Raw genomic sequence first — 19,578 nt, 5'->3', positions numbered from 1 at the left:
TGAGGGAGGCCATGACGTGACCACCGATGACGAGGCCCGCGCCGCGTTCGCCGCGTTCGTACGGGCCGAGAGCGCCGCGGCGACCCGGTTCGCGTACCTGCTCACCGGGGACCGGCACCACGCCGAGGACCTGGTGCAGGTGGCGCTGGCCCGGGTGGCCGTGCGCTGGGAGCGGATCGACGACCCGGCGGCGTACCTGCGGCGGGTGCTCTACACCCAGGCGGCGAGCTGGTGGCGGTGGCGACGGGCCCGCCCGCCGGAGTCGCTGACCGACGCGCCGCCGGACGGCGCGGCCGGCCGGGCCGAGGACGCCGAGCTGCGGCTGGTGCTGCGTCAGGCGCTGGCCCGGCTGACCGTACGGCAGCGGGCGGTGCTGATGCTGCGCTACTACGAGGACCGCACCGAGACCGAGACGGCGGTGCTGCTCGGCTGCGCGGTCGGCACCGTCAAGAGTCAGACCCGGCACGCCCTGGCCCGGCTGCGCTCCCTCGCCCCCGAACTCGCCGAACTGGTCGGCCGACCGGTCCCGGAGGTGACCCGATGACCTCTCGACTCACCACCGCGCTGCGCGGCATCGCCGCCGAGGCGGTCCCGCCCGTCGTACCGGAGGACCTGTTCGACCGGGCGCGGGCCCGGCACCGGCACCGGCGGGCCGCCGTGGCCGGCGCGCTCGCGGTGCTGGTCCTGCTGGTCGGCGTGGGGTACGTCGTGCGTCCCACCGGCGAGGCGGGGCCCGTGGCGCCGGCCTCCGCCCGCGCCGGGCTGCCCGACCGGCTCGCCGTCCCGCCGCTGCGCACCGCGTCGGTGGGGCTCTCCGCGCCCGGCCGGGCAGCGGCGGTCTTCGGCGGCCCGGCGCTGCGCACCGACTGGTTCGAGTGGCGGCTGGCCGTGGTGGCCGCCGAGACGGACCGGTACCGGACCCTGGAGGTGGTGGGGGCGGCCGGCTACGAGGTGCTGCTCTCGCCGGACGGCCGGTACCTCTGGACCAACGACGAGCTGGTCGACCTCACCACCGGCCGGCCGGTCGGTGGCCGCCCGGACGGCTATCCCCTGGCGTTCGCCCCGGACGGTGAGCGCCTGGTGTACGCGGCCCCGGACGACTTCACCGCGCCGAACACGTACACCACACCCTGGGTGGGCCTGTACGACCGCGTCGCGCACCGGGACGTGCTGCGGGTCCGGATCGGCGCGGCGTCGGTGGGGCGGGGCAACGTCGCGGCGGTCTCCCCCGAGGGCGACCGGCTGGCCGTCCAGGTCGGCGACGAGGTCTGGCTGGCCCGCACCGCCGACGTCGGGCCGGACGGGTACGCCGCGCCGTACCGGAAGCTGCCGCTGGCCGGCGGCCGGCTGGCCGGCCCCGGGGCCTGGCTGCCGGACGGTCGGCTGGCGCTGCTGGAGCAGGGGACCTGCGTCGACTGCCCGGTGCCGGGGTACCGGCGGAGCTGGCGGCTCACCGTCCACGGGCCGGACGGCCGACAGTCGGCGGCCGACTTCCCGCAGCTGCGTTCGGCGGTCTCGGTGCAGGTGGTCGGCTGGCGGTCCGCCGAGGAGGCGGTGGCGCTGGTCGGCTCGCCCGGCGACCGGGCCACGGACGTGCCCGACGAGCACGGCGCGTCGGCCGCGTCCGGCGTCCGCCTGGTGGTGCTGCGCCAGGGGGCGACCGGGCCGGAGGAGATCTTCCGTACCCCGGCGGGGGTGAACGAGCTGAGCGTCGCCGCCGACCTCGCGGTGGCCGGGGCCGTCCGGGAGGCCGGCGCCCCGGACCTCGGCCCACCGCCGTCGTGGCTGATCGCCCTCGGTCTGGTCGCCGCGACGCTGCTGGCGGCCGTCGTGGTGACGGTACGGCTGCGGTGGCGGCACCGCCGGTCGGCCCGGCGCCGCCGGGTCGCACCGGCTGCGGAGAGCCCGGCCGACGACGGCGACCGACCGGGCGACGGCGCCGGGTGACCGGCGCCGGGGCGGACCCGGGCCGGCACCTCGGCGACCGCCGTCAGCCGGCGGGTGGGGCGGCGTCGGCGGGGACCGGCGCGGGTTCCGGGCGACGGCCGGCGCGGGCGCCGCCGAGCACCACCACGGCCACCCCGGCGAGCAGCAGGGCCAGCCCGGGCAGGGCGAGCGGGCGGGGCAGCTGGCCCAGCCACACCCAGGCGATCAGGGCGGCCCCGGGGGCCTCCAGCAGGACCAGCACGCTGACCGTGGTGGCGGAGATCCGGCGCAGGGCGAAGTTGAACATCGAGTGCCCGAGCAGCTGCGCGCCGGCGACCAGGCCGAGGATGGCCAGCCAGGTGCCGGAGTCGTAGCCGCGCAGCCGCACCCCACCGACCAGGCAGACCACCAGCAGGATCGCCGCGCAGACCCCGTAGCAGATGGTGGTGTAGGTGGCGGTGCTGATGGTGCTGCGGGCCCGCTCGCCGAAGGCGGTGTAGACGGCGGCGAACATCCCGCCGGCCACCGCCAGCAGGTCACCGGCGAAGGCCCGCCCGGAGGCGGCGAAGTCCGCGCCGGTCGCCAGCACCGCGCCGGTCACCGCCACCGCGATGCCGGCCCACACGGCGTACGGCAGGTGCCGGCCCTGCCAGCGGGCGATGAGCCCCTGCCAGACCGGCTGGGTCGCGCCCAGCGCGGTGGCCGCCGCCACCGAGGTGAGCTGGGCGCTCGGCATCCAGGTGGCGAAGTGGGCGGCGAGCGCCACCCCGGAGAGCACGCAGTACCAGCCCTCCCGCCGGCCCTGCCCCACGGTCAGCGCCCGGAACTCGGCCCGGCGGCGGGCCAGGGAGAACGGGCCGAGCACGGCGACGGCGAGCAGGTTGCGCCAGAACGCGACGGCCAGCGCGGGAGCCGCCGCGAAGGCGATCAGCGGGGCGGAGGACGAGACCGCGGCGACGGCGAGCACGAGGACGCCGACGGTCAGCGGGTCCACCGGTGGGCGGTGCGGGGTGGAGGACACGGAGAGCAATCCTCACACAGCGCCGGGCAGCACGGTGCGTCATCGGTCCGTTACGATCATGCGGGTCCGCGCCGGCGACTTCCCTCCCCCTCGACGTCCGGAGGCGCTCCCCCATGTCCAGGTACCACGCGGTGCTGTTCGACTTCTTCGGCACCCTCACCCGCTGCGTACGACGCGGCTCGGCCCACCGGACGACCGCCGAACTGCTCGGCTGTCCGGAGGACACCCTCACCGCCGTCCTCGACCGGACCTTCTACCAACGGGCCAGCGGTCGTCACGGCACGGCCGAGGCGACCCTGCGCTGGGTGTGCGCGCAGGCCGGCGTACACCCCTCGGACGCCGCCGTGCGTGCGGCGGTGGCGTCCCGGCACCGGGCCGTCCGCGCCGACACCCGGCTGCGCGAGGACGCGGTCCCCGCCCTCGCCGAGCTGCGCCGCCGGGGCGTACGCACCGGGGTGATCAGCGACTGCACCCACGAGCTGCCCGTGATCCTGCCGCAGTTGGCGGTCGCCCCGCTGCTCGACGTGCGGGTCTACTCCGTCCAGCTCGGTCGCTGCAAGCCCGACCCGGCGCTCTACCTGGCCGCCTGCCAGCGCCTCGACGTACGCCCGCAGGACTGCCTCTACGTCGGCGACGGTGGCAGCCGGGAACTGAGCGGCGCGCAGCGGGCCGGGATGACCGCCGTCCGGCTGGCCGCCCCCGACCTGACCGATCACCTGGTCTTCGACGCCGAGCGGGACTGGGACGGGGCGGTCGTCGGGTCGCTCAGCGAGGTGGTCGACCTGGTCGACGCCGTGCCGGCGCCCTGCTGAACCGACCGCCCTCCCGGCGCACCCCGGCGAACCGGCCCGACGGCCGGGGGTGCGCCCCGGCGAACCGGCCGGCGGCGCGGCCAGAGTGCGCCCCGGCGGGTCGGTCGGCGGGTCAGCGGCGGCGGGTCACCGGCGGCGGGTCGGTCGGCGGGTCAGCGGCGGCGGGTCAGCGGCGGCGGACGCGGTGCAGGCGGAACGGCTTGCGGGTCGCCCGGACGACGGTGGCCCCGCGCGGCTCCTCGGCGAGCGACGCGTCCGGCAGCGTGTCGCCGGCGTCCGGCGTCCCGGCCGGGACGAGGCGGTTCAGCGCGCAGCCGTCGGCGGCCCAGCGGGCGACCAGGTCCGCCGTCGGCCCCGGCGCGTTGAGCCGCTTGGCGGCCACCAGCGGGGCGGAGGTCTCCCACTCCTCGGTGCCCGGAACCAGTCGGGCCACCCGGGCCGGCCAGGTCACGATCCGGCCGCCGTGGTCGCCGCGCAGCGTCACCCGGGCCTCGGCGGCGTCGGCCAACCCCGGCGCGGACTGCTCGCCCGGCCCGCTGACCACGAAGAGCGATCCCTCCAGCGGTACGCACCACAGCGCCACCGCCGGGCCGTCGCCGACGCTCACCCAGCAGACGGCGGCCTTCTTCATCGCCTCGTCGACCAGCGGCGTCGACACGGGGGCGTCCACCTCGTCCGTCACACCGGCATCCTCTCGTACGTGAACCGCGCCGGCCGGTCCGACATCGGCGACGCTACCGTCCCGGGCCCGGTGGCGACAGCGACCCGGGCTCCGGCCCGTCGAGTGCGGTCGAGCCGCTACAGACTTGACGACAGATGTGAATCGGCGGGTCGTGGTCGGGGCGGATGTCCTCCGGCGGGCGGGCCTCGTCCGGTGATTCAGATGTGTCGTCAAGTCCGTAGCGGTGCGACCGACCGCCCGTGACGCCGCCGCCCGACGTCCCCACGAGGTCGACCGGCACCGGCGACGGACCATCCACGGGGGCTGCTGCACCTCGGCCGGCACCGCGGCGGGCCGACGACGCGACCCCGGGCGTCGCCACCGGACGGCGCCACCGGACGGCGCTGCCGGACGGCGCTGCCGGACGGCGCTGCCGGACGGCGCTGCCGGTGGCCCTGGTGGCGCGGTCAGCCGACGAAGGGCGGGACGGCGATCTCGCCACGCGCCACCGGCATGACCTGGCCGGCCACGGTCGCCCCGACGGCCACCCCGCCGGCCGCCGTGACGGTGCAGGCCAGCGACGAGGGGCGGCGCATCTCGATGCCCTGCCGGACCGCGTACGACGAGCGCCCCTCGCCGGGGAGCAGGCCGCTGGCGACCAGCCAGACGCCGAGTCCGAGGGCGGCCGAGCCGGTCGCCGGGTCCTCCGGCACGCCCAGCCCCGGCACGAAGACCCGGGCGTGCGCGGTTTGCGACGCGGCGTCCCAGGAGAAGACGCTGACGTGCTCCACGCCGTACTTCGCCGCCGCGACCGCGTTCACCCGGGCGCGCGCCACCGCGTCCGGTCGTACCGGGAGGTAGGGAAACTCCAGGCCGCAGCCGGCGACCCGGGGTGGCGGGCCGACGTGGTCCTCGGGACGCAGGCCGGCCATCTCCAGCAGCGGTTCCGGGTCGAGCTCCGGGCCGAGGGTGGGGGTGCCGCCGGTCAGCGTGGCCCCGGTCGCGGTGACCGCGACCGGGAGCACCCCGGCGCCGCACTCCTGGGTGACCTGGCCCACGTCGAACATCCCGCGCCGGCTCGCGGTGACCGCCGCGCCGACGCTGGGGTGCCCGGCGAACGGCAGCTCCTCGGCCGGGGTGAAGATCCGGGCCCGGTAGGTGGCGCCGACCTGTGTCGGGGGCAGCACGAACACCGTCTCCGAGAGGTTGAACTCGAGCGCGAGCGCCTGCATCTGTTCCGTGGCCAGCCCTTCGGCGCCGAACACCACCGCCAGCGGGTTGCCGGCGAACGGGCGGTCGGTGAAGACGTCCACGATCTCGTAGGCCAAGGTCGACATGTTGATAAACACTAGGCGCTTAGGCTGGTGCCCGTGAGCACGCCGAACCGGGTCTACATCGCTCGACTCGCCGGAGTCGCCGTCTTCGACCCCAACGGCGACCAGGTGGGGCGGGTCCGTGACGCGGTGGCCCGGCTCCGGCCGACGCAGCGCCCGCCCGAGGTGGTGGGCCTGGTGGCCGAGATGCCGATGCGCCGGCGGATCTTCCTCTCCATCAACCGGATCACCTCCATCGACGCGGACGCGGTGGTGCTCGGCAGCGGCACCCTCAACCTGCGCCGCTTCGAGAAGCGCCCGAACGAGCTGCTCGTGCTCCAGGAGCTGCTGGACCGGCGGGTGCAGCTCGAACCGGGTGGCCAGCCGGGCGCGGTGGTCGACGTCGCGATGGAGTGCAGCCGGGGCGGCGAGTGGTCGCTGTCCCGGGTCGCCGTCCGCGAGCAGAGCAGCCGGCTCACCCGCCGCGGCCACCTGCACCAGGTCGAGTGGGACCGGGTGCGCGGACTCAGCGGCATCGCCGACAACCGGGGTACGGCCAACCTGCTCGCCGTGCTGGAGGACATGCGCCCGGCCGACCTGGCCAACGCGTTGCAGGACCTGCCCGACGCCCGGCGCAACGAGGTCGCCGCGGCCCTGGACGACGAGCGCCTCGCCGACGTCCTCAGCGAGCTGCCCGAGCACGACCAGGTGGAGATCCTCGCCGCGCTGGACCGGGAGCGGGCCGCCGACGTGCTGGAGGAGATGGACCCGGACGACGCCGCCGACCTGCTCAACGAGCTGCCCCCGCCGGAACAGGACGTGCTGCTCGACCTGATGGAGCCGGACGAGGCCGACCCGGTACGCCAACTGCTCCGGTACGCCTCCGGCACCGCCGGCAGCGTGATGACCTCCGAGCCGGTGATCCTGCCCCCGGACGCCACCGTCGCCGAGGCGCTGGCCCGGATCCGGGAGGAGCAGCTCTCCCCCGCCGTGGCCGCGCAGGTCTTCGTCGCCCGCGCCCCGATGACCACCCCGACCGGCCGCTACCTGGGCATGGTGCACTTCCAGCGGCTGCTCCGGGAGCCGCCGGCCGACCTGCTCGGCGGGGTGGTGGTCAACGACATCGACCCACTGCGCCCGACCACCCCGCTACCGGAGATCACCCGCCGGATGGCCACGTACGACCTGGTGGCGATGCCGGTGGTGGACCGCAACAACCGGCTGGTGGGCGCGGTGACCGTGGACGACGTGCTGGACCACTCGCTGCCCCGCGACTGGCGGGACCGGGACGCCGTGCCGGCCCCGGGCCCCGCCGGGGAGACGCTGGACGGTGGCGATGGCTGAGCAGCGACGGGCCGAGCGGCTGGACCAGCCGCGCGAGCCCCGGGGCGTCAAGCTGCCCCGCTTCGACCCGGAGGCGTTCGGCCGCTGGTCCGAGGGGATCGCCCGGGGCATGGGGACGGCGAACTTCATCGTCTACATGACGGTGGTGATCGCCGCCTGGTTCGCCTGGAACACCCTGGCCCCGGCGAACCTGCGCTTCGACCCGTACACCTTCACCTTCCTCACCCTGGTGCTGTCGCTGCAGGCGTCGTACGCGGCCCCGCTGATCCTGCTCGCGCAGAACCGGCAGGCCGACCGGGACCGGGTCGCGCTGGAGGAGGACCGGCGACGGGCGACCATGCAGAAGGCGGACACCGAGTACCTGGCCCGGGAGATCGCCGCGTTACGGATCGCGATGGGCGAGGTGGCCACCCGGGACTTCCTCCGCTCCGAGCTGGCCCGGCTGGCCGAGGAGCTGGACGAGGCGGCGCAGCGCCGGCAGAAGCTGGAACGGCGGCAGCAGGAGCGGGCGGCCCAGCGCCCCGGCGGTGGGGAGCCACCCCTGGACGAGCCCCGCGACGACCTGGACGGCGACTTCGCCCGCGACGGCCGGTCGGAGGGCTGAGCCGTCCCGCCGTCGCCGGGGCGTCAGCTGCGACGATCGATTCCCTCACACCCGGCCGCGCTGGCGGCGGGGACGGATCGCCGCCGACGTAACATTGCCGGCATGTCAGCACCCGTCAGCACCGTCTCCGACGCGATTCAGGCCGCCCTGGCCACCGTCAACGACCCGGAGATCCGCCGCCCGATCACGGACCTCGGCATGGTCCGCTCCGCCGTGATCGGCGACGACGGCGTCGTCCGCGTCGAACTGCTGCTCACCGTGGCCGGCTGCCCGCTGAAGGACAAGCTGCGCAGCGACATCACCGCCGCGGTCGGCGCGGTGCCCGGTGTGACGGGTGTCGAGATCGAGTTCGGCGTGATGAGCCCCGAGCAGCGCCAGGAGCTGCAGACGAAGCTGCGCGGCGGCGCGGCCTCCCAGGAGCCGGTCATCCCGTTCGCCCAGCCCGGCTCCCGCACCCGCGTCTACGCGGTCGCCAGCGGCAAGGGCGGCGTCGGCAAGTCCAGCGTCACGGTCAACCTGGCCGCCGCGCTGGCCGCCCGGGGCCTGTCCGTCGGCGTGGTCGACGCGGACATCTACGGCCACTCGGTGCCTCGGATGCTCGGTGCGGACGGCAAGCCCACCCGGGTCGAGGACATGATCATGCCGCCGCAGGCGCACGGCGTGAAGGTCATCTCGATCGGCATGTTCACCCCGGGCAACGCGGCCGTGGTCTGGCGCGGCCCGATGCTGCACCGGGCGCTGCAGCAGTTCCTCGGCGACGTCTACTGGGGCGACCTGGACGTCCTCCTGCTCGACCTGCCCCCGGGCACCGGCGACATCGCCATCTCGGTGGCCCAGCTGCTGCCCAACGCCGAGATCCTCGTGGTGACCACCCCGCAGGCGGCGGCCGCCGAGGTGGCCGAGCGGGCCGGCGCGATCGCCCTGCAGACCCACCAGCGGGTGGTCGGCGTGATCGAGAACATGGCCTGGCTGGAGCTGCCCGACGGCTCGCGGATGGAGGTCTTCGGCGCCGGTGGCGGCCAGACGGTCGCCGACTCGTTGAGCCGGACGATCGGCGCGCAGGTGCCGCTGCTGGGTCAGATCCCCCTCGACACCCGGGTCCGGGAGGGCGGCGACGCCGGTCACCCGATCGTGCTGGCCGAGCCGGACGCCCCGGCCTCGAAGGCGCTGGGTCAGGTGGCCGACCGCCTCGCGGTGCGGCGCGAGTCGCTGCTCGGCAAGCCGCTCGGCCTCAAGCCCGCCGGCCGCTGACCCAACCCTCCTCGACCCGAGGGGCAACCACCGGGCCGCTAGGGCTACGCACTTTCAGAGAAAGAGTGGCTTCCCTCGCCGGGGAGGCCACTCTTTCTCTGAAAGTGCGGCTTCCCGAGGGTGCGCGCAGTGCGCGCGGGGCCGGGCGGCGCGGAGGGGGGTGGGTCAGGTGGCGTCGTCGTAGCTGGGGCGCGGGGCCGGGGCGGGCGCGGCGCCGGTCGCGGTGCTCCGGCGGCCGTCGGAGCGCAGGTCGGCGGCGTCGGCCACCTGCTTGAGCTCGTCGTGCACCCCGGTCACGTCCGCGCGCAGGTTGTCGTAGACGCCCTGCAACGGCTTGCGGATCGCCGCCTCGTCCTCCTCGCTCAGCAGGTGCTTGCGGATGAACGCCTTCGGGTGCAGGTCCTCCAGCTGGATGTCGGTGCCCAGCTCGCGGCTCAGGTCGCCGGTCGCGTTCCGGGCCATGTTGCGCAGGTTGCGCACCAACCGCAGGCCGTCGTTGATCACGGCGGGCAGCCGGTCACCGAAGATCAGCAGCGCCAGGAGCAGCAGCGCACCGATCTCCCACCAGTTCAGGTTGTCGAGCACTGCTGGGCCTCCTCGTCGGCGTCAGGCCAAGACTACGCACGTCGGACGCCCACCCGGGAGGGGGTGACCGGTCCTCACTTGGCGTCTGCGGCGAGCGTCACCGAGGTGTTCTGCCGGGTCGATCCGCGCCGGTACTCCACGGTCACCACCGAACCCGGGGCGAACTTGCGGACCAGGGCGATCAGGTCGGTCGGCTCGGTCATCGGCCGGCCGTTCAACCGCAGGATCACGTCCCCGGACCGCAGGCCCGCGCCGGCCGCCGGCCCGGACGGCTCCACCGCCGCCAGCCGTACGCCGGCTCCGCCGGTCGCCGAGCCGGTGCCGCCCACCTGGGCCCCGATCACCGTGCGCCGGGCCTTGCCGGTGCCGATGATCTCCTGGGTGATCCGCTTGGCCTGGTTGATCGGGATGGCGAAGGCGAGCCCGATGTTCCCCGCCTCCTGCCCCTCGGCCACCAGCGACTTGATCGTGGAGTTCACCCCGATCACCCGACCGGCCGAGTCGACCAGCGGCCCGCCGGAGTTGCCGTGGTTGACCGCCGCGTCGGTCTGGATCGCCGCGTAGTAGCGCACCGGGCCGCCCGGCTCCCCGGCCTGCATGGTGCGGTCCAGGGCGCTGACGATGCCCGCGGTGACCGTGTTGGCCAGCGAGAGCGGCGAGCCGATGGCGAGCACGGGGTCGCCGACGGCGAGCGCGTCGGAGTCGCCGAACTCGATCGGGCGCAGCCCCGTCCGGTTCACCTTGATCACGGCGATGTCCGACTCCGGGTCCTGCCCGACGATGGTGGCCGGGGCGGTGCTGCCGTCGTTGAGGACCACCGTGGCCTTGCCGGTGCCACCGGAGACCACGTGGTCGTTGGTGATCACGTGCCCGTCGGCGCTGACGATGAAGCCGGAGCCCTCGCTCACTCCGCCCAGGCCGGCCACCCGTACGGTCACCACGCTGGGCAGGACCTTCTCGGCGACCCCTGCCAGCGAGTCGGGGCGGCGCTGGGCCAGCCCGGGCGCCTCGGCGGGACGGGCGCCGAGCGTCACGCCGCCGCCCGCGCCACCGCGGACCGCGAAGGCGTACCCGAGGGCGCCGCCGAGCGACCCGGCGAGCAGCGCGGTGATCAGCGGAATCAGCAGCAGTTGGCGCAGCCTCGGCCGGCTCGGGGCGTCGGGGTCGGTGACCGGTTCCGGCCCGGCCCCGGCGGGCACGGTCGGGATCACCACGGCGGCCGGCGCGTACGGGTCCCGCCACGGATCGGCGAGCGCGTCGGACCACCAGGGCGATGTCGCCCCTCCCCCGGCGCCGTGCGGCGCCGTCGGCGGCCCCACCGGCGGCGCCCCGGCCGGCGGAACCGCCGGCGTCGGATTGCTGCCGGGGCGGCGCCAGTCCCAGCCGTCGGTCACGTCGGTGCCTCCCACTCCGTCCCCCGGTCCCCCGTCCGGCACGGCACGACGACCGGCACGCGACGAGGGACACCGCTTCCAGGATTGCACGAATGCCGGGTACCGAGTCGGCTCTCGGTGGGCGTGATCGTCATCGGTGGACGGCGCGGCTGCGCGGCGGAAGCCTCGCCTCTAGGCTCACAGTGCCCACCCGCCCCTCGCACCACTCCCGCCGCCCGGAGGTGTCCCATCGCCACGGTCGCCAATTCCGGCACTCCGACGGCGCAGACGCTGCAGTTCGCCGAGTCGTACGTCGGGGAGGACCTCGTGCTGCGCACCGCCCGCAGCCTCGCCCGGGAGGTGGGCCTCGACGCGGTCACCCCGGGCGCCGGGGCCGCGCTGCGCCTGCTCGCCGCCGCCGGCAACGCCCGCGCGGTGGTCGAGATCGGCACCGGCACCGGGGTCAGCGGCGTCTGGCTGCTGCGCGGGATGCGCGCCGACGGCGTGCTGACCACCATCGACCTGGAGGTCGAGCACCAGCGGATCGCCCGGCGCATCTTCGTCGAGGCCGGCTTCCCCTCCGGGCGGACCCGGATCATCACCGGCCGGGCGCTGGACGTGCTGCCCCGGCTCGCCGACGGCGCGTACGACCTGGTCTTCGTGGACGCCGAGGCGACCGGTTTCGCCGCCTACGTCGACGCCGCGCTGCGGCTGCTGCGCCCCGGCGGGATGGTCGCCCTCAACGGCATCCTGGCCAACGGGCGGATCGGCGATCCGACCGCCCGGGACGCCGAGACGGTGACCGTCCGGGAGACGGTCAAGGCGATCCGCGAGTCCGAGCACTGGACGACCGCGCTGCTGCCGGTCGGGCACGGCCTGCTCGTCGCGGTGAAGTGCTGACCGGTCGCTGACCGGCCCGCCCGGCGCCCGTCGGACGCCGGGTGGGACCGACCGCTCAGCCCAGGGTCGCCAGCCAGCGCAGCAGCCCGCGTACGCCCCAGCCGGTCGCGCCCCGGGTCAGCTCGGCGTCGTCGCCGTCGGCCCAGGAGGGCGCGGACATGTCGATGTGCAGCCACCGGTCGCGCAGGTCGCCGGTGAACTCGCGGAGGAAGAGCGCGGCGGTGACCGAGCCCGCGCCGGCGTCCGGCGAGCTGTGCAGGTCGGCCAGGTCGCTGCCGAGGTGCTCGACGTAGTCGGCGGGCAGCGGCATCCGCCAGGCGGCCTCGCCCGCGGCGTCGACGGCGGCCAGCACGTCGGCGGCGAGCTGGTCGTTCTCGCTGTAGAGAGCGCCGTGGCGCTTGCCGAGCGCGACGGCGTTGGCACCGGTGAGAGTGGCCAGGTCGATCAGCAGGTCGGGCGCGAGTTCCCGCACCGCGTACGCCATGGCGTCGGCGAGCACGAGCCGGCCCTCGGCGTCGGAGTTGGTGGTCTCGCTGGTCAGGCCGCCGTAGTGGCGGACGATGTCGCCGGGACGGAACGCCGAGCCGCTGACCATGTTCTCGGCCAGCGGGGCGAGGGTGGTGACCCGGACGGGCAGGCGCAGCGCGGCGGCGCCCAGGGTCGCCGCGACCACGGCGGCGGCGCCGGCCATGTCCTTGCGCATCAGCTTCATCGCCGGCACCGGCTTGATCGAGATGCCGCCGGTGTCGAAGGTGATTCCCTTGCCGACCAGCACCACGTGGGTACGGGCGTCGGCGGGGCGCCAGTCCAGCTCGACCAGGCGGGGGCCGCTGGCCGAGCCGCGGCCGACGGCGAGGATGCCACCGAAGCCCTCGGCGGCCAACTCCTCCGGGCCGCGTACCCGCAGGTGCAGGTCGGCCAGGTCGGCCGCGGCGGCCTCGACCTGGGCGACGAACCACTGCGGGTTCTTCACCGACGACGGGGTGTTGGTGAGGTCCCGGGCGAGCCGGGTCATCCGGGCGGTGGTCTCCGCGGTGGCGACCGCCTCCCGGTACGCCTGCGGATCGGCGACCAGCAGCTCCACCTCGGCCAGCGCGGGCGTCTCGCCCGCCTCGGTCATCCGGAACCGGTACGAGGCGAGGTGCAGCCCCTCCACGAGGGCGCGGACGGCATCGGCGGCGACGTCGACGGGCAGCGCGAGTGTGATACGCGTCTCATCCTTCGCGGCGCGGGCGAGGGCCGCCCCGGCCGTCCGCCAGGCCTTGTCGGCGCCGTCGCCGACCCCGAGCAGCAGCAGCCGCCCCGGCGTGCGGGCGGGCCGCAGGTGGGCGAAGGTCTCCCCGGCCCGGCCGGTCAGCCGGGCGGCGGGCAGCAGGGCGGTCGCCTCCGCCGCCACCTCGTCGGGCAGGGCCGGGACGGTCGGGGCCAGCGTCGCCGGGGTCTCGCCCCCGTCGGTCGTGGCACCGGCCCGGACGGGCAGAACGAGGGTGTCCAGCCGGTCGGGACCGGCTGTCAGACGGATGGCGAGCACGCTGGACCGTACCTCCGGGAATGATCGTGGCGCGGGGGCCTGGACACCCGCGTGAGTGGTCTGAAGACCCTGAGCCACCGGCGTCGCCGGTGGCTCAGGGACACGACGAACCGTCCGCGCGCCGTCGCGCGGATTGTCGTTCGATCAGCCGGCGGCCGCCTTCAGCGCGTCACCGAGCGCGTTGGCCTCGTCGGGAGTCATCTCGACGACGAGCCGGCCACCGCCCTCCAGCGGGACTCGCATGACGATGCCCCGGCCCTCCTTGGTGACTTCCAGCGGACCGTCGCCCGTCCGCGGCTTCATCGCCGCCATGTTGTCTCCCCTCAGACCTACACCAGGGTCGGTGGGTTGCCCCACAGCCACTTCGTCATGACCACCCGCAACGTACGCGGGGGTGTCGACCAACGATTTTCCCTGATGAACACCGCCGGACCCAAACCGAAGCAGCATTGATGTAACAGCACCTAGCTTATCTTGGATAGGCCTGTCACAATGTGCGGTCATGCAGGCACGGTCGGCACTCTTCGACCTGTACGGCGACTACCTCCGGCCGAGGGGTGGCCGTGCACCGGTCGCCGCCCTGGTCAAGCTGCTCGCGCCGCTGGGGATCGCACCCCCGGCCGTGCGCACCGCGGTCTCCCGGATGGTCCGCCAGGGTTGGCTCGATCCGCTCCGCCTGGCCTCCGGGCCGGGATATTCGATCACACCGAAGGCCGCCCGACGACTCGACGAGGCGGCCGCCCGGATCTACCGCACCGGCCGGGTCACCTGGGACGGCCGGTTCGACCTGCTGGTCCTGGAGACCCCGACGGCCCGGCGGGACCGGCAGCGGCTGGCCGCCAACCTGAGCTTCCTGGGCTACGGCACCCTGGACGAGCACACCTGGGTCGCCACCCGGGCGAGCGAGGACGTGGACCTGCTGCTGGAGGAGGCCGGGGTGCGCTACGAGCGGTTCACCGCCGCGCACGCCGCCGGCACGCCGGGCGCGATGGGGGTGGTCCGGCGGGCCTGGGACCTCACCGAGATCGGGCACGCGTACGAGCGCTTCGTCGCCGAGCAGCGTCCCCTGCTGGCCGGGGTGACCGTGCGCAGCGGCGACGAGGAGGCGTACGCGGCCCGGTTCCGGCTGGTGCACGCGTGGCGTACCTTCCTGTTCCGGGACCCGCAGCTGCCACCGGCGCTGCTCCCGGAGCGCTGGCCCGGCATCGCCGCGGCCAGTTTCTTCGACCGGCACGCGGCCCGGCTGCGGCCGGCCGCCGACCGGTACGTCGAGCAGTGCCTCGACAACGGCAACCGCACCACCCGACAGAAGGGTCGTTGAGAACGTGACCGAGCCGCTGCTCGTCGACCGCACCGACGCCGTGGTCACCCTGACGCTGAACCGCCCCACGGCGATGAACTCGCTCGACGTGGCGCTCAAGGAGGCGCTCCGGGACATCCTGGCCGAGCTGGAGACCGACCGGTCCTGCCGGGCGGTGGTGCTGGCCGGGGCGGGCGGCTCGTTCAGCGCGGGGCAGGACCTGCGCGAGCACGTGCAGACCCTCCAGTCCCCCACCGCCAACCCGCTGGACACCGTCCGGGCGCACTACAACCCGATCGCCGCGAAGCTGGCCAGCCTGCCCAAGCCGGTGGTGGCGGCGGTACGCGGAATGGCCGCCGGCGCCGGCGCCTCGCTGGCGTTCCTCGCCGACTTCCGGATCGGCGGGCCGAAGACGAGGTTCCTGATGGCGTTCGCCGGGGTGGGGCTGGCCGCCGACACCGGGGCCTCCTGGACGCTGCCCCGTCTGGTCGGCCACGCCAAGGCCGTCGAACTGCTGATGCTCGCCGAGCCGGTGGGCGCGGACGAGGCCTGCCGGCTGGGCCTGCTCACCAAGCTCGTCGAGGACGACGAGGCGGTGCTGCCGACCGCGCAGGAGCTGGCGGCCCGCCTCGCCGCCGGCCCCACGGTGGCCTACGGGGCGATCAAGCGGCAGCTCTCCATCGCCGACGCGGGCACCCTGGCCGACGCCCTGGCCGCCGAGGCGCAGGCCCAGGCGATCTGCGGGGCCACCGCCGACCACAAGGCCGCCACCCTGGCCTTCGTCAACAAGCAGAAGCCCACCTTCGAGGGCCACTGAACCTGTCGCGGCTCGCGCGGCCCCGGGGGCTGACGCCTACCGGGCACCACTCGCCGTGCGGGCCGCGCCCATGCCCCGTGCGCCCACTGCCGGGCGGCGGCCTGACGCGGGCTAGTCGTCCTCCTCCGGGTCCTGGTTGGCCTCGGCGCCGAGCACGAACGCCTGCATTGCCAACTCGTCGCCGGAGGGTGACACGAACGCGGGCAGCTCGGCCGGGCCCAGCTCCTGCACGTACGACCAGAAGAGCCGGACCGCCTCGGCCCGGGAGTCCGCCTCGATGGGCAGGTCGAGGCTGACCAGCCAGGTCCGGCGCGGCGCGGGCGGCCCCAACCGGTCGACGAGCTGCCGGAACACGTCGACGTCGAGCGGGCCGACCGGCCCGGTGACCGTCACCTGCTCGGCCGGGACGGGTTCGTCGAAGGCCCGCCGGGTGTACGCGACCACCAGCCCGTCACCGGATCGGGTGACCCGGCCCAGCGCCACCAGCCGGAGCGGGGCGTCCACCAGCACGGCCACCGGGTCGCCGGGACGCGGCCGGGGGTCGGCGGCGGAGCCGGGCAGCTCCAGCGAGTCGTGGTGGACGAGACGCTCGGCGTCGAGGCGCCCCGGCGGGAGGAGCACCGCCCAGGCGCCCTCGGCCCGCCCGGCGCCCGCGTCGGTGCTCCGGCTGGCGCGGTGGTCGGTTGCGGTCATGCCCCCATCCCATCACGCGCCGCCGCCGGAGCGGCGACGTGGCAGCCCGCCAGGTGGTCGTCGACCATCCCGGTGGCCTGCATCAGCGCGTACGCGGTGGTCGGGCCGACGAAGCGGAAGCCGCGCTTCTTGAGGCCCTTGGCCATCGCGGTGGACTCCGGGGTGAGCGCGGGCACGTCGGCGAACGACTGCGGCCGGGCGGCCCGGGGCGGCGGCGCGTACGACCAGAGCAGCGCGGAGAGCCCGTCCGGCAGCTCCAGCGCGGCGCGGGCGTTGGCGATCGCCGCCTCGATCTTCGCCCGGTTGCGGACGATCCCCACGTCGGCGAGCAGCCGGGCCACGTCCGCCTCGCCGTACGAGGCGACCCGCTCGATCCGGAAGTCGTCGAAGGCGCGCCGGAACGCCGGCCGCTTGCGCAGGATGGTCAGCCACGACAGGCCCGACTGGAACGCCTCCAACGTGAGCCGCTCGTAGAGCGCGTCGTCGCCGCGCAGCGGCCGGCCCCACTCGGTGTCGTGGTAGGCGGCGTAGTCCGGGGTGCTGAACCCCCAGGCGCAGCGGGCCAGCCCGTCGGCGCCGGTCACCAGGTCACTCACGTCGTACACGGTAGGCCAGGGCCCCGACGGTGGACCGGGGTCAGGGCAGGCGACCCTGCTCGACCATCCGGGCGAACCGCTTGAGGGCCAGGGTCAGGCTGGCCTTGGAGCCGGGCCAGAGCAGCGGCCAGGCGACCCGGCCGGCCGCCCCGCCGGGCAGGTGGAACCACTCGTGCCAGACCACCTGGGTACGGTCGCGCGCCAGCGGGGTGCAGCGCAGCACCCCGGGCCCGCGCAGCAGCTTCCCGCAGTGGACCACGCCGACCTCGTACGGCGCGTCCACCCGGACCACCCGCATCTCGTCCCGCAACGCGGCCGGCCCGAGCGTGGTGACCGCCTCGACCAGGCTGCCCTCCCCGCCGTCGCCCTCCACCACCCGGACGGTGGTGAGCGGGATCCAGTCGGACTGCCGCTCCCAGTCGGTGAGCGCGGCGAAGACCCGGTCGGCGGGGGCGTCCACGATCACCGTGGCGGTGAACTCGCCGGCCCCCTTGCGGGCGGCCTCGCGCAGCCCGTCCGCGCCCTCCGGGCCGGTCACACCGGCTCCGAGCGGACCTTGGCGGCATCGGCCGGGTCGGCGTCCCGCCGGTCGGCCGGGCCGGGTCGGGTGGCGTCGGCCGCCTCCGGTCGCGCGACGGCGGCCGCGTCGGAACCCGTGGCGGCGGCCTCGTCGGATCCCGTGGCGGCGGTCTCGTCGGATCCCGTGGCGGCGGTCTCGTCGGATTCCGTGGCGGCAGCCGCCTCGGCCGGGGCCGGCGCGGCGGCGGCATCGCGCAGGGCCGGAGTCGCGTCACCGGCCGGCGGCTCGTGACCGGCCGATGCCGGGGCGGTGCCGGCCGACGGCCGGTCGGTGGCGGCCGGGTCGGTGGGCCGGTCGGTGGCGGCGCCGGCGGCCTCCTCGCGGGCCCGGCGCAACGCGTCCGCGTCGGCGGTGCGGCCCTCGCGCAGCGCGGTGACCTCGGCCTCCAGCACGCCGATCAGCTCGGTCTTGTAGCCGATGTCGTAGGCGGCGCGGCGCATCGCCTGGTCGACCTGGGCCATCCGGTACCCGCGCAGCGCGGTGTCGAAGCGGACCTCGCCGACGTCCGACTCGCGCAGCGGCCGGGCGCCCGGCAGCGGCACCGCGCGGCCGTCCGGCTCCGCCGGGACCAGGCCGGGATCCCGCCCGGAGACCAGCACCGTCACCCCGAACACCACCGCCGCCACGGTCAACGCGACGACCAGTACGAGCAGAACCTGACCCATGGACAGATCGTGGCACGGCGACCGGCCCCCGAGCGACCCCAACCACGCCACCGGTTCCCGATCCCCTGGTGACGCCCACCCGGACGACGCGCCGCGCGACCCGGCAGCAGTGCCCACCCGCCCGATGACCCATCGCACCGGGCCACCGACGCCCGCCCCGGCGACCCGCCACCCGACCGACAGCACGACACCCGCCCCGGCGACCCGCCACCCGACCGACAGCACGACACCCGCCCCCGGTGACCCGCCCCGCGACCGGATAGCGTCGTCAGCGGCCGGGCGGACCCGGCCGGCGAGGGCGGGAGGCGGGGATGGCCGGGGCGTTGCGGCTGGGTGGGCGGACGTTCGCACCGGGCGAGCTGGTGGTGATGGCGATCGTCAACCGGACGCCGGACTCGTTCTTCGACCGGGGCGCCACCTTCGCCCAGGACAGCGCGTTGCGCGCGGTGGAACGCGCGGTCGCCGAAGGCGCGGAGATCATCGACATCGGCGGGGTGAAGGCCGGGCCGGGCGACGAGGTCGACGTCGCCGAGGAGATCCGGCGCACGGTGGACACCATCGCCGCCGTCCGGGCCGCCTTCCCCGAGGTGGTCGTCTCGATCGACACCTGGCGGGCCGAGGTCGCGGTGGAGGCGGTGGCGGCCGGCGCCGACCTGCTCAACGACACCTGGTCCGGGGCCGACCCGGCGCTCGCCCGGGTGGCCGCGGAGACCGGCGCCGGGCTGGTCTGCTCGCACGCCGGCGGCCTCGCGCCGCGTACCCGGCCGCACCGGGCCGCCTTCGACGACGTGGTCACCGACGTGGTGGGCACGGTGACCGGGCTCGCCGAGCGCGCGGTGGCCCTGGGGGTACGCCCCGACGGCATCCTGATCGACCCGGCGCACGACTTCGGCAAGAACACCCGGCACTCGCTGGAGATCACCCGACGGCTCGACGAACTGTCCGGCACCGGCTGGCCGCTGCTGGTGGCCCTGTCGAACAAGGACTTCATCGGCGAGACGCTGGACCTGCCGGTGCCGGAGCGGCTGGAGGGCACGCTGGCGGCCACCGCCGTCTCGGCCTGGCTCGGCGCCCAGGTCTTCCGCGCCCACCAGGTCCTGCCGACCCGCCGCGTGCTGGACATGGTCGCCTCGATCCGCGGCGACCGCCCGCCGGCCCTCACCCGCCGCGGCCTCGCCTGAGTGGCGGCGACGGCCGGGTCAGGTCCAGCGCAGGATGTTCTTCCGCCAGGCGTAGAGGATGCCGAGGGCGACCACGGCCACGAAGACGCCCATCTCGACGACGGTGACCACACCGAAGCCCGGGCGGTCGAAGACCAGCGCCCAGGGGAAGAGGAAGACCGCCTCCACGGCGAAGAGCACGTACAGGTACGCGTACACGTAGTAGCGGATCTGCATCTGCGCCCAGTCGCCGCCGACCGGGTCGAGGCCGCACTCGTAGCTGGCCCGCTTGCCCCAGGGATCAGCCGTACGGCCGGGACGTAACACCCGGTTGGCCGAGAACGCCGTTACGAAGAAGAGCACGCTGGCGAGCAGCAAGAGCCCGAGCGTCGCGTACGAGCCCAGGTAACCGGTCACGGTGGGTCAGCCTACCGGGCACCGCCCCA

22 protein-coding genes are annotated in these 19,578 nt (G+C 75.4%); 10 read left to right on the top strand and 12 right to left on the bottom strand.

The window, feature by feature from the left end; all coding sequences use genetic code 11:
• The first annotated feature begins 16 nt into the window (after positions 1–16).
• Together GA0070614_RS19240 and GA0070614_RS19235 are read left to right on the top strand one after the other, a co-directional pair.
• On the top strand, positions 17–544 hold the full coding sequence (locus GA0070614_RS19240; protein ID WP_088977271.1) for a SigE family RNA polymerase sigma factor: 528 nt from the start codon (positions 17–19) through the stop codon (positions 542–544).
• Positions 541–1,947, top strand: a complete 1,407-nt coding sequence (locus GA0070614_RS19235; protein ID WP_088977270.1) for a hypothetical protein — start codon at positions 541–543, stop codon at positions 1,945–1,947. Before GA0070614_RS19240 ends, GA0070614_RS19235 begins: the two co-directional genes overlap by 4 nt.
• 43 nt (positions 1,948–1,990) lie before the next feature.
• Here the strand turns inward: GA0070614_RS19235 and GA0070614_RS19230 are convergent, their stop codons facing one another.
• Entirely contained in the window at positions 1,991–2,956 is a 966-nt protein-coding gene (locus GA0070614_RS19230) for a DMT family transporter (protein ID WP_408630698.1), read from the bottom strand.
• Between the two features lie 104 nt (positions 2,957–3,060).
• On the opposite strand from GA0070614_RS19230, the gene GA0070614_RS19225 reads away from it, so the two are divergent.
• The gene (locus GA0070614_RS19225; RefSeq protein WP_088977268.1) at positions 3,061–3,759 is read left to right on the top strand and encodes an HAD family hydrolase; all 699 of its coding nucleotides are present in this window, start codon (positions 3,061–3,063) and stop codon (positions 3,757–3,759) included.
• Positions 3,760–3,925: 166 nt separating this feature from the next.
• Here the strand turns inward: GA0070614_RS19225 and GA0070614_RS19220 are convergent, their stop codons facing one another.
• Together GA0070614_RS19220 and GA0070614_RS19215 are read right to left on the bottom strand one after the other, a co-directional pair.
• Complete coding sequence (locus GA0070614_RS19220; protein ID WP_172892606.1) at positions 3,926–4,390, bottom strand: hypothetical protein; 465 nt, start codon at positions 4,388–4,390, stop codon at positions 3,926–3,928.
• Between the two features lie 497 nt (positions 4,391–4,887).
• On the bottom strand, positions 4,888–5,757 hold the full coding sequence (locus GA0070614_RS19215) for a PhzF family phenazine biosynthesis protein (protein WP_088977266.1): 870 nt from the start codon (positions 5,755–5,757) through the stop codon (positions 4,888–4,890).
• 33 nt (positions 5,758–5,790) lie between these two features.
• Between GA0070614_RS19215 and GA0070614_RS19210 the strand changes: the two genes are divergently transcribed.
• The 3 genes from GA0070614_RS19210 (at position 5,791) to GA0070614_RS19200 (ending at position 8,932) form a co-directional block, all read left to right on the top strand.
• On the top strand, positions 5,791–7,077 hold the full coding sequence (locus GA0070614_RS19210) for a magnesium transporter MgtE N-terminal domain-containing protein (RefSeq protein WP_088979518.1): 1,287 nt from the start codon (positions 5,791–5,793) through the stop codon (positions 7,075–7,077).
• The gene (locus GA0070614_RS19205; RefSeq protein WP_088979519.1) at positions 7,070–7,681 is read left to right on the top strand and encodes a DUF1003 domain-containing protein; all 612 of its coding nucleotides are present in this window, start codon (positions 7,070–7,072) and stop codon (positions 7,679–7,681) included. The genes GA0070614_RS19210 and GA0070614_RS19205 overlap by 8 nt, the downstream gene beginning before the upstream one ends.
• Positions 7,682–7,783: 102 nt before the next feature.
• Positions 7,784–8,932, top strand: a complete 1,149-nt coding sequence (locus GA0070614_RS19200; RefSeq protein ID WP_088977265.1) for an Mrp/NBP35 family ATP-binding protein — start codon at positions 7,784–7,786, stop codon at positions 8,930–8,932.
• 165 nt (positions 8,933–9,097) lie between these two features.
• On the opposite strand, the gene GA0070614_RS19195 is transcribed toward GA0070614_RS19200, so the two are convergent.
• A complete protein-coding gene (locus GA0070614_RS19195) occupies positions 9,098–9,517 on the bottom strand; it encodes a Sec-independent protein translocase family protein (protein ID WP_088977264.1) in 420 nt (139 codons plus the stop codon).
• Positions 9,518–9,591: 74 nt separating this feature from the next.
• Positions 9,592–10,926 (bottom strand): S1C family serine protease, encoded by a 1,335-nt coding sequence (locus GA0070614_RS19190; RefSeq protein ID WP_172892464.1) that lies wholly within the window; start codon positions 10,924–10,926, stop codon positions 9,592–9,594.
• Positions 10,927–11,217: 291 nt separating this feature from the next.
• Between GA0070614_RS19190 and GA0070614_RS19185 the strand changes: the two genes are divergently transcribed.
• Entirely contained in the window at positions 11,218–11,790 is a 573-nt protein-coding gene (locus tag GA0070614_RS19185; protein ID WP_088977263.1) for an O-methyltransferase, read from the top strand.
• A 55-nt stretch (positions 11,791–11,845) separates the two neighbouring features.
• On the opposite strand, the gene GA0070614_RS19180 is transcribed toward GA0070614_RS19185, so the two are convergent.
• Both GA0070614_RS19180 and GA0070614_RS19175 read right to left on the bottom strand, forming a co-directional pair.
• Positions 11,846–13,321 carry a leucyl aminopeptidase family protein gene (locus GA0070614_RS19180; protein WP_088977262.1) on the bottom strand — a complete coding sequence of 492 codons (1,476 nt, stop codon included), beginning with the start codon at positions 13,319–13,321 and terminating at the stop codon, positions 11,846–11,848.
• 144 nt (positions 13,322–13,465) lie between these two features.
• Positions 13,466–13,633, bottom strand: a complete 168-nt coding sequence (locus GA0070614_RS19175) for a DUF3117 domain-containing protein (protein ID WP_007455245.1) — start codon at positions 13,631–13,633, stop codon at positions 13,466–13,468.
• A gap of 190 nt (positions 13,634–13,823) precedes the next feature.
• Between GA0070614_RS19175 and GA0070614_RS19170 the strand changes: the two genes are divergently transcribed.
• Both GA0070614_RS19170 and GA0070614_RS19165 read left to right on the top strand, forming a co-directional pair.
• Positions 13,824–14,642: a PaaX family transcriptional regulator gene (locus GA0070614_RS19170; protein WP_088977261.1), complete on the top strand. Its 819-nt coding sequence runs from the start codon at positions 13,824–13,826 to the stop codon at positions 14,640–14,642.
• A gap of 4 nt (positions 14,643–14,646) precedes the next feature.
• Positions 14,647–15,438, top strand: coding sequence for an enoyl-CoA hydratase/isomerase family protein (locus tag GA0070614_RS19165; RefSeq protein WP_088977260.1), 792 nt, complete (start codon positions 14,647–14,649; stop codon positions 15,436–15,438).
• Positions 15,439–15,549: 111 nt separating this feature from the next.
• On the opposite strand, the gene GA0070614_RS19160 is transcribed toward GA0070614_RS19165, so the two are convergent.
• From GA0070614_RS19160 to GA0070614_RS31195, 4 genes are read right to left on the bottom strand one after another with little or no spacing between them, the layout of a single operon-like run.
• On the bottom strand, positions 15,550–16,131 hold the full coding sequence (locus tag GA0070614_RS19160; RefSeq protein ID WP_088977259.1) for a hypothetical protein: 582 nt from the start codon (positions 16,129–16,131) through the stop codon (positions 15,550–15,552).
• On the bottom strand, positions 16,128–16,727 hold the full coding sequence (locus GA0070614_RS19155; RefSeq protein WP_088979516.1) for a DNA-3-methyladenine glycosylase I: 600 nt from the start codon (positions 16,725–16,727) through the stop codon (positions 16,128–16,130). Before GA0070614_RS19155 ends, GA0070614_RS19160 begins: the two co-directional genes overlap by 4 nt.
• A gap of 40 nt (positions 16,728–16,767) precedes the next feature.
• Positions 16,768–17,265 carry an SRPBCC family protein gene (locus GA0070614_RS19150; protein WP_088977258.1) on the bottom strand — a complete coding sequence of 166 codons (498 nt, stop codon included), beginning with the start codon at positions 17,263–17,265 and terminating at the stop codon, positions 16,768–16,770.
• Positions 17,262–17,972: a DivIVA domain-containing protein gene (locus tag GA0070614_RS31195; RefSeq protein ID WP_231933332.1), complete on the bottom strand. Its 711-nt coding sequence runs from the start codon at positions 17,970–17,972 to the stop codon at positions 17,262–17,264. The genes GA0070614_RS19150 and GA0070614_RS31195 overlap by 4 nt, the downstream gene beginning before the upstream one ends.
• 311 nt (positions 17,973–18,283) lie before the next feature.
• Between GA0070614_RS31195 and folP the strand changes: the two genes are divergently transcribed.
• Positions 18,284–19,153 (top strand): dihydropteroate synthase, encoded by an 870-nt coding sequence (gene folP, locus GA0070614_RS19140; RefSeq protein WP_088977257.1) that lies wholly within the window; start codon positions 18,284–18,286, stop codon positions 19,151–19,153.
• An 18-nt stretch (positions 19,154–19,171) separates the two neighbouring features.
• Here the strand turns inward: folP and ndhC are convergent, their stop codons facing one another.
• Positions 19,172–19,549, bottom strand: a complete 378-nt coding sequence (gene ndhC / locus GA0070614_RS19135) for an NADH-quinone oxidoreductase subunit A (protein WP_088977256.1) — start codon at positions 19,547–19,549, stop codon at positions 19,172–19,174.
• Between the last annotated feature and the right edge of the window lie 29 nt (positions 19,550–19,578).

The sequence above is a fragment of the Micromonospora coxensis genome (assembly GCF_900090295.1).
GTDB lineage: Bacteria > Actinomycetota > Actinomycetes > Mycobacteriales > Micromonosporaceae > Micromonospora > Micromonospora coxensis.
Note: the sequence above shows the minus strand (reverse complement) of the source record. Positions and strands in the feature narration are given on the sequence as shown.